This is a genomic window from Catenibacterium sp., from assembly GCF_052354645.1.
GTDB lineage: Bacteria > Bacillota_I > Bacilli_A > Erysipelotrichales > Coprobacillaceae > Catenibacterium > Catenibacterium mitsuoka_A.
On the sequence record NZ_DAWDDM010000077.1, the window covers coordinates 1 to 8,218 of the forward strand.

Genomic DNA, 8,218 nt, shown 5'->3' on the forward strand with positions numbered 1-8,218 from the left:
ACTACATTCATGGCACTTGCAACTGTATTATCATTTGGTGCAAAGATTGCATCACATTTACTATTTAATACATTGACAGCACTCTGTGCTTCATTGACTGATGCAATTGTTGCTTCTTCTACCTTGATATTCTTCTTAGCACAATAAGCTTTTGCCTTTTTAATGTTAGTCACTGAGTTGGCTTCACCTTTATTATAAAGCATACCGATTGTCTTTGTATTTGGATTGATTTCTAATGCTTTATCAATAATCTGATCAACCTGTACTTCATCACTTGTACCAGTAATATTCTTATCTGGTTTAGATAATGAACTAGTCAACTGTGCCCCTACTGGATCAGTCACTGCACTAAATACGACTGGTGTCTTAGTCGCAAGTTTAGCAACTGCCTGTGCTGCAGGAGTCGCAATTGCCATGACACAATCAAAATTCTTTCCGGCAAAATCATTGGCGATACTTGCACAAGTATTTGTGTCACCCTGACCATTCTTGAATGTATATTCGATATTCTTATCATCATATCCAAGAGTCTTCATTTCTTTATCAAATGAATCCTTGATCTCATTTAATGAAGTATGATCCATGAACTGGATAATACCTACTTTCTTCTTACTACTAGTAGAAGTTCCACATCCTGCTAAAAGTGAAATTGTTAATGCTGAAGTTAATACTGTTCCTAATATTTTGTTCATTGTTCTGTCCCTCTTCGTTTTCAAAAATTTTGTTTTCTTTGATTCAATTCAAACAACGACGCCATCGCTTCATATGAGTTCCTCCCAACTTGTTAGCAGGTAATAAAAAAAACACCTGTCAAAAAAGTCATATGTTACTCTTTAAGCCACCTTTTGCTTTATAAATGCTAACCCATTTTTGCATTATAACGTTTGCATCACGTCTCAGGATACTCGTTGCCTTTCCCCCTCGCCCTCACAGGTCCATTTGTCATTGTGGTGCTACCAGGTTTCCAGCATCCCCGGTTCTCTATCAGCCCTATACAAAGTTTTATCTCCCGCTCTTAGGTTTATCTGAATGGTACATCACAACACATTCAATGTCAACACTTTTATTTATATTTTTGTATTATTTCGAATAATACTTAACATATTTGTGTATATAATAAATATCCTGTTCAAATGAACAGGATATTTATATTTCCTTTTTTATCGTATCCTTTTTACAGGGTCCATTTTACTACTGTTAATAGCCTTTTGCTCTATTCACAAGGTTTTCTAATGGTTCCTGGTTCTTTAAGTGATTGAGGTTTCTAATGACTAATTGCGTATAGTAATCCTGTACACTCTTCCAATGGTATCCACCAGAACAATGCGGTGTAATCATGACTCTAGGATTTTTCCATAATGGTGAATCAGCTGGTAATGGTTCTTCTTCAAAAACATCAAGTAATGCCCCACCAATAGACTTATTGTCTAATGCTTCTAATAAAGCATAAGTATCAATCACACTACCTCTACCTACATTACATACAACAGCGTCTTCTTTCATTAATGAGAACTCATCATGGCTTAACATATGGAATGTTGCATTGGTTGCTGGTAAAGAAGTAATAATATAATCCATCTTTGGTAATACATCATGTAATTCTTTAGAAGTAATGATTTCATCGCAATTTGGATGTTCCTTATAAGAGTTTCTTAGTCCAGTTACATTGGCACCAAGTACCTTCAATACTTTCGCAAATTCAGTACCGATATCCCCTACTCCAAGTAGTAAGACATTTGAACCATAGATTTCTCTACCAGTAAATAATGGTGTCCATCTTGCTTCTTTCTGTCGATCATAATAGAAACGTAGATTCTTATTAAAGCTTAAGATCATTCCCATCATATGTTCACAGATAGCATGACCATAGCTTCCACTTGCATTCGTAAGAAGTGTTTGTCTATTTAAGATGTTTGGTAAAAGAAATTGATCATTCCCTGCACTATTTAATAATAGTGCTTTAAGTGTAGGTCTATTCAAGTTAAATTGTCTTGGCGGATTACCTACAATGACATCGGCTTCATCAATCATTTCCTGTGTTAAATCTTCTTTGTTTACCTTTAAAAGGTTCATATCAGAACATGACTTTTTAATAAGTTCAATATTTGAATCATCTAAAGCTGGAATAAGTAATACCTTTAACATATTTAGTCCCCCTAAGTTCTTTTGATAAACTTAGTATGACACTTTGGACAATTAATTTCAATCTTTCCGCGTCCTTTAGGTACACGGACAACTTGTTTACATGTTGGACATTTATAATATTTATGTGTTTTATCTTTTCTTTTTTTCTTAAAGAAGTTTACTTTCTTAGTAATATGTGCAATAAACTGTACATATTTCTGGTTTTCTGCATAACGTTTATAGATATTCTTAGAAAACATTCTGAAATAAATATAAAACATCAAAAATAAGCTTAAGATCATTAATGGTTTTGAACCAGTAAATAACTCTATAATAACTAAAATAAATAATAAATACATGAGATGACTATTGAGCTTATCTGCTCCACCATATCTTCCCTGCATGAATCTTATAAATTTTTCTTTCATAAAATACCTCCATGACACTAATATAAGTTTGTATTGTAAACTAAATATTAACTAAAAAAGGACATTTCTGTCCTTTTTGTCTATTAATTACTCTTGTTGATGAGTTCTTTCGCAATCTTTAATGCAGTATTTGAAGGAATCGCAAATCCTAGACCTTCACTATTTGTATCAGATGATTTTGCATTCACAATACCAATGAGATCACCATTTCCATTAAATAATCCTCCACCAGAGTTACCTGGAGAAACGGCTGCATCTGTCTGAATAACAGAAATAGAGATAGTCTTAGAAGAGCTATAAAGCTGACCAAAACGACCATAATCACTAGATGAAGATGAGTCATCGTTGTCTAGCTGTACTGTAATCTTACGATTTAAGGCTGATACGATACCTGAAGTAATAGAATCACTGAATGTACCTTCTGGGTTACCTACTGCATATGTAGATTGACCCTGTACTAATTTATCACTATTCGCAAATGTTGCTGGTTTTAAATTGGTTGCATTGATCTTAAGTACCGCAATATCATTATCACTATAAGTTCCTACTAAAGTTGCATCATATGTTTTATTATCACTTGTAGTAACCTTAATTGTACTTGCGCCAGAAACAACATGAGCGCAAGTAATAATATAACCATCGCTGCTCATGATCACTCCTGAACCTGCACCACTTGATACCTGTGAACCATACCAGAAGTTATCTCTTGAGATATTTTCTGTTGTAATGGCTACAACACTTTGTGTCATCTTAGAAGAGATGCTTGATGCATCATTTGATGTACCTGTTGCTTTAGTTGTAGTAGTCTTCGTCACTACTGTAGTACCTTGATTATTCATAAAATAAGAACCAGCAGCGCCTCCACCAAAACCTAATGCCACAGCAATAAATGCTTTACCTATATTTTTACTTAAACGACTGACTTTCTTTTTATTCTGCTTTTCATAAACATCTTTTAAATTTTCGTTGTTCATAATACCACTCTCACTTTCTGATTCTAGTATATATCTTAAACTTAATACCTAAATGTGGTTTTTGTGGGAAAATATGTTATTACATATCAATTCCTGCATATTTTAAGAATTTCTTTTCATTAAGGATCCCTTGAGTTAAAAACTCTCCATCTTTAAATAATGCATAAGTAGAAACTGGTGTTGGAAGGTTCTGTGCCTGTTCACGTGTTGTAATATGAATCGTTTTTAAAGGAATGTTGTATTCTTTTGCCACTTCTTCTATGCGTGGTACCCAATAATAAGTAAAAGGACATTGATCTGTATAATATAATACAAAGCCCTGTTCATTAATATGCGGATGTTTGGCACATTCTTTAAACTCTGGAGGATTACCTTCAGTGAATGGAAGATACATAAGTATAATAGCATTATCTGATTCATCGGCTATCTTAAACCCTTTATGTGTCAAATATTTATAATCAGAAAGGAACTCTTTCTTACGTCCTTTCGATGATAAAATACAAACTCCTTTATAACCCTTTTGACGTGCATCTTCTATGCAATAATTTAATAACTCACTAGAATAGCCATGTCCCTTCATAGAACCAGATACCCACAAACAATTAATATACATATAACCATGAGAATTAATAGGTATCCAGGCATATTGATCTGGAATATATTCAATAAAGCATTTTCCTCTTTCTTCACTGCGATAAAATACTAAACCTTCATCAAATCTTTCTTTTAACCATTCTTTTTTTTGAAGACTCTTTTTGTTAGACATAGCACAACATATATGTTCTGTGTCTATGTTGTCTTTATTGAGGATAATATAGTTCATACGTTCTCCTAGTAAAAAAGCCATGTGAATGGCTTTTTATACGATTGGTGTATTCATAAATGTTTTATAAATAGGAATTTCATCTTCCTTGGATGAACCATAGAGGATATCTCCTTCTTCCTGGTCATTCAAACAATCACATTCCTTTAAACAATTATAAAGATGTTTACTTGTTCCATAGGCTCCATCAAACATTGGAATATCACCTAAAACTGTCGCTATTTGATTTTTCACAAATGGATAATGTGTACAACCTAGTACAACACTATCTACTTTACCTTTATAAGGACCTATTAAATCTGTAAGTAATTCAATCAAATCTGGTTGATCTAAATTCCCCTGTTCAATACGTTTGGCAAGTCCATAACATGGAACTGGAATAATAGTGGCTGATTTATCATATCTTTCAGCTAATTGATGAAACTTATCTAAACGTAATGTATTGGCTGTCGCCATCACAAGAATACAACTATTCTTCTTAGATAAAGCTGCTGGTTTTAATGCAGGTTCTATACCAATGACAGGAATATCTGTATATTTTTCTCTTAATAATGTCACTGCAGCACTTGTTGCTGTATTACAGGCAATCACGATGGCCTTTAAATGTTTCTTCTTATTCATGTTTTCTATCGCATTAAGAGTAAGCTGCTGGACATCTTCTAATGTTTTTTCCCCATAAGGTGCATTAAGTGAATCACCAAAGAAATAAAGATTCTCTCCTGGCATCATTTCATGAATAGCCTGTAAGACACTCACTCCTCCAACACCTGAATCAAATACACCTATATATTCTTCTTTCTTCATACTGATAACTCCCTTTCGTTTTTTCATTATAACACAATTATTCTTTCAAGGTCTATATTACTTAACCACTGGTTGTAGTTGTGATAAAATAGTATTTGAAAGGAGGTATGTCATATGGCTATGAGTGAATTGTTGAAAAAGACAGTACTTGTAGGTATTGGTGCAGCAGCTGAGGTCGCTGATCGTTCTAAAAACTTAACAGATAGTCTTGCGAAAAAAGGTCAGGATACCATCAATAAAGGACGTGCGATGAATGAAGAATTAAAAAGAAAAGCACGTGAAGACTTGTTAGAACATGTAGAAAACATGACTGAAGAAGAACGTAATGCTTTGCGCCAGAAGCTTGATGCATTAGATCATGAAGAAAATCAGTAATATTAAACGTATGAGAGAAATACTCTCTATTATCAAGAAACATGATATTAAAAATGGTCTGACTCCTATTAAGGCAAGAGAGATGATTGAAGAGCTTGGTCCTACTTATGTCAAATTAGGACAGATCATGTCAATGCGTAGTGATCTAATACCTCTAGAATACTGTAAAGAGTTTGAAAAACTAAGAGCGTCTATTGCGCCTCTTAGTTTTTCTACTATTCGTAGTATTATTGAAGAAGAACTAGGACAGCCAATAGAGAATGTATTTAAGAATATAGAAGAAAAGCCTATTGGATGTGCGTCTATTGCACAGGTTCATTTAGGACATTTATTAAATGGTGATACAGTTGTATTAAAGGTTCAAAGACCTCATATTCATGAAATCATGGAAGCTGATGTACGTATTATGCATAAGTTTCCACGTCTTTTAAAGATGGTGACTGGTACAGGTGATCTGATAGATTATCGTTCTATTATTGATGAATTATGGCGTACAAGCCAGACAGAGATGAACTTCCTCAATGAAGCGAATAATATGAATGTCTTTGCGAATAATCAAAAAGATATACGTTATATTAAAGCACCTCATGTCTATAATGAATATACAACCAATCATTTGCTTGTTTATTCTTATATTGATGGTATTCCTATTGATGCTATAAAGAAATTAAAGTATGAAGGTTATGACTTAGATGAGATTGCCTTGAAAATGGCAGATAACTGCTGTAAACAGATATTAGATGATGGATTCTTTCATGCTGACCCTCATCCTGGTAATATCTTAATAGATGAAGGAAAAATTGCCTGGATAGATTTTGGAATGATGGGAACTGTCTCTTCCTTTACTCAGCATATCTTATCGCTTGCTTTACAAGCTTTAATTGCAGATGTAATTTAAGATCTAGAAGAAGCCTTCTTGATGTTAGTAACACCAGATCATGAAATAGATGAAACACAGTTATTACATCAATTAAATTCAATTGTAAGTGAATATAAAGCTAAGAGCTTATCTGATTATAATTTCTCTGATTTGATACAGAAGTGTTTTGATATTGTGACAAGTAATGATATTGCGATACCGACAGAACTGACTCTATTATGTCGTTGTTTGGTGACACTTGAAGGTACTTTAGAGAAAATCAGTCCTTCTTCTAATCTTATTGAGATATTAATTAATCATAAGCGTAATACAGTACTAAAAGATCTGGATTATAAGGATCAAGGATTGAAAATAGGTCATGACCTTTATAAGACATTAAAGAAAAGCTATGCATTACCTCAGATTGTCTATGATTTAATCAAGATGAGTAAGAATGGTCAGTTACATGTCAATGTGACTGAGAATGATGATTATACAAGACAGACCTATAAGAAAACAGAATTATCTATTATAATTAAAACAGTATTTAGCTGCATGTGTATGTTATGTGGTGTATTGACTGAGTCTTATTATATGTCTATTGTATTGTTTACTATTTCTATGTTACTTGGTATAGATGTATTCTTTCACTTATGGAAGCTAAAAAGATGATTCCGTTTATTGGAATCATCTTTTTCTATTTGTTGGGATCAATCATAGTTAATTGAACTTTATGTCTTTGTTCATCAATTGTATCTACCCATGTCGTTACGATATCTCCTACAGAGACAACATCGCTTGGGTGTTTAATACGGTTTTTACTCATTTTAGAAATATGAACAAGTCCATCTTCATGTAATCCAATATCTACAAAGGCACCGAAGTCTACGACATTGCGAACTGTACCTTCTAGTTTATCATTTACATGTAAGTCTTCTAATGTAAGGATATCCTGTCTTAGGATTGGTCCATCATAATCATCACGATAGTCTCTTAATGGTCTCATAATAGAATCTAGAATATCTTTAAGTGTATAGTCATCTAGTCCTGTAAGTTCTTTAAGAGATGTTATGTTAGCCTGTGAGACAGCCTTCTTACATGCATCTGTTCCTAGATCATTAGTCGTTAAGTTTAATGCCTTTAGGATAGCTTTAGTGGCATCATAAGATTCTGGATGGATATTTGTACGATCTAGTGGCTCACTGCCCTCTTCGATTCTTAAGAAACCAGCAGCCTGTTGATAGGCTTTTGGGCCAATCTTAGGAATCTTTTTCATTTCTTTACGGCTCATGATCTTACCATTTTCTTCACGATAAGCCACAATACTATTCGCTGTTGCCTGAGTTAAACCAGAGACATTCTTTAAGAGTGTAGGACTGGCTGTATTGATATTCACGCCTACTAAGTTAACCGCTTTTTCTACAACGAAGTTAAGTCTTTCTTTTAATTGTGTAGAAGGTAAATCATGCTGGTACTGCCCTACTCCTATAGATTGAGGATCAATCTTAATAAGTTCTGATAAAGGATCGAGTAGTCTTCTTGCGATAGAAATCGCGCTTCTTTGTTCTACATGAAGGTCTGGGAATTCTTCTATCGCAAGCTTAGAGGCACTATAAACACTCGCTCCTGCTTCACTGACTATAGTATAACTCACAGGTAAGTGATATTTCTTAATTGTATTTGCGACAAAAGCTTCACTTTCACGACTGGCTGTCCCATTACCAATCGCAATAAGATTGACATCATATTTTGTACAGAGATCTACTAATTTCTTCTCTGATTCCTTCACTTTCGCAACGGGAGGATGTGGATAAATGACATCAACTGTAAG

10 protein-coding genes are annotated in these 8,218 nt (G+C 33.8%); 3 read left to right on the forward strand and 7 right to left on the reverse strand.

Annotation, left to right across the window (positions count from 1 at the left end; genetic code table 11):
• The 6 genes from ACT8VG_RS04935 to murI form a co-directional block, all read right to left on the reverse strand.
• A partial coding sequence (locus ACT8VG_RS04935; RefSeq protein ID WP_444195318.1) for an ABC transporter substrate-binding protein occupies positions 1-692 on the reverse strand: 692 nt, incomplete at its 3' end.
• A 505-nt stretch (positions 693-1,197) separates the two neighbouring features.
• The gene (locus ACT8VG_RS04940) at positions 1,198-2,145 is read right to left on the reverse strand and encodes a D-2-hydroxyacid dehydrogenase (RefSeq protein WP_287514239.1); all 948 of its coding nucleotides are present in this window, start codon (positions 2,143-2,145) and stop codon (positions 1,198-1,200) included.
• An 11-nt stretch (positions 2,146-2,156) separates the two neighbouring features.
• Positions 2,157-2,552, reverse strand: a complete 396-nt coding sequence (locus tag ACT8VG_RS04945) for a hypothetical protein (RefSeq protein ID WP_444195319.1) — start codon at positions 2,550-2,552, stop codon at positions 2,157-2,159.
• Positions 2,553-2,635: 83 nt separating this feature from the next.
• Entirely contained in the window at positions 2,636-3,526 is an 891-nt protein-coding gene (locus ACT8VG_RS04950; protein WP_022425609.1) for a S1C family serine protease, read from the reverse strand.
• Between the two features lie 79 nt (positions 3,527-3,605).
• Complete coding sequence (locus ACT8VG_RS04955) at positions 3,606-4,349, reverse strand: GNAT family N-acetyltransferase (protein WP_444195320.1); 744 nt, start codon at positions 4,347-4,349, stop codon at positions 3,606-3,608.
• A gap of 36 nt (positions 4,350-4,385) precedes the next feature.
• Positions 4,386-5,153, reverse strand: coding sequence for a glutamate racemase (gene murI, locus ACT8VG_RS04960; protein ID WP_287514244.1), 768 nt, complete (start codon positions 5,151-5,153; stop codon positions 4,386-4,388).
• 114 nt (positions 5,154-5,267) lie between these two features.
• Between murI and ACT8VG_RS04965 the strand changes: the two genes are divergently transcribed.
• From ACT8VG_RS04965 to ACT8VG_RS04975, 3 genes are read left to right on the forward strand one after another with little or no spacing between them, the layout of a single operon-like run.
• The gene (locus tag ACT8VG_RS04965) at positions 5,268-5,528 is read left to right on the forward strand and encodes a hypothetical protein (RefSeq protein WP_117459189.1); all 261 of its coding nucleotides are present in this window, start codon (positions 5,268-5,270) and stop codon (positions 5,526-5,528) included.
• Complete coding sequence (locus tag ACT8VG_RS04970) at positions 5,512-6,426, forward strand: ABC1 kinase family protein (protein WP_444195321.1); 915 nt, start codon at positions 5,512-5,514, stop codon at positions 6,424-6,426. The genes ACT8VG_RS04965 and ACT8VG_RS04970 overlap by 17 nt, the downstream gene beginning before the upstream one ends.
• Positions 6,427-6,447: 21 nt before the next feature.
• Positions 6,448-7,059, forward strand: coding sequence for a hypothetical protein (locus tag ACT8VG_RS04975; RefSeq protein WP_444195322.1), 612 nt, complete (start codon positions 6,448-6,450; stop codon positions 7,057-7,059).
• A 25-nt stretch (positions 7,060-7,084) separates the two neighbouring features.
• Here ACT8VG_RS04975 and ACT8VG_RS04980 read toward each other — a convergent pair.
• Positions 7,085-8,218, reverse strand: a 1,134-nt coding sequence (locus ACT8VG_RS04980) for a helix-hairpin-helix domain-containing protein (RefSeq protein WP_444195323.1), incomplete at its 5' end; no start/stop codon positions are given.

What these genes read in the sequence shown, in the direction of transcription:
- ACT8VG_RS04940 (WP_287514239.1), bottom strand. Translation starts at nt 2,145, where the DNA reads ATGTTAAAGGTATTACTTATTCCAGCTTTAGATGATTCAAATATTGAA.
- ACT8VG_RS04945 (WP_444195319.1), bottom strand. Translation starts at nt 2,552, where the DNA reads ATGAAAGAAAAATTTATAAGATTCATGCAGGGAAGATATGGTGGAGCA.
- ACT8VG_RS04950 (WP_022425609.1), bottom strand. Translation starts at nt 3,526, where the DNA reads ATGAACAACGAAAATTTAAAAGATGTTTATGAAAAGCAGAATAAAAAG.
- ACT8VG_RS04955 (WP_444195320.1), bottom strand. Translation starts at nt 4,349, where the DNA reads ATGAACTATATTATCCTCAATAAAGACAACATAGACACAGAACATATA.
- murI (WP_287514244.1), bottom strand. Translation starts at nt 5,153, where the DNA reads ATGAAGAAAGAAGAATATATAGGTGTATTTGATTCAGGTGTTGGAGGA.
- ACT8VG_RS04965 (WP_117459189.1), top strand. Translation starts at nt 5,268, where the DNA reads ATGGCTATGAGTGAATTGTTGAAAAAGACAGTACTTGTAGGTATTGGT.
- ACT8VG_RS04970 (WP_444195321.1), top strand. Translation starts at nt 5,512, where the DNA reads ATGAAGAAAATCAGTAATATTAAACGTATGAGAGAAATACTCTCTATT.
- ACT8VG_RS04975 (WP_444195322.1), top strand. Translation starts at nt 6,448, where the DNA reads ATGTTAGTAACACCAGATCATGAAATAGATGAAACACAGTTATTACAT.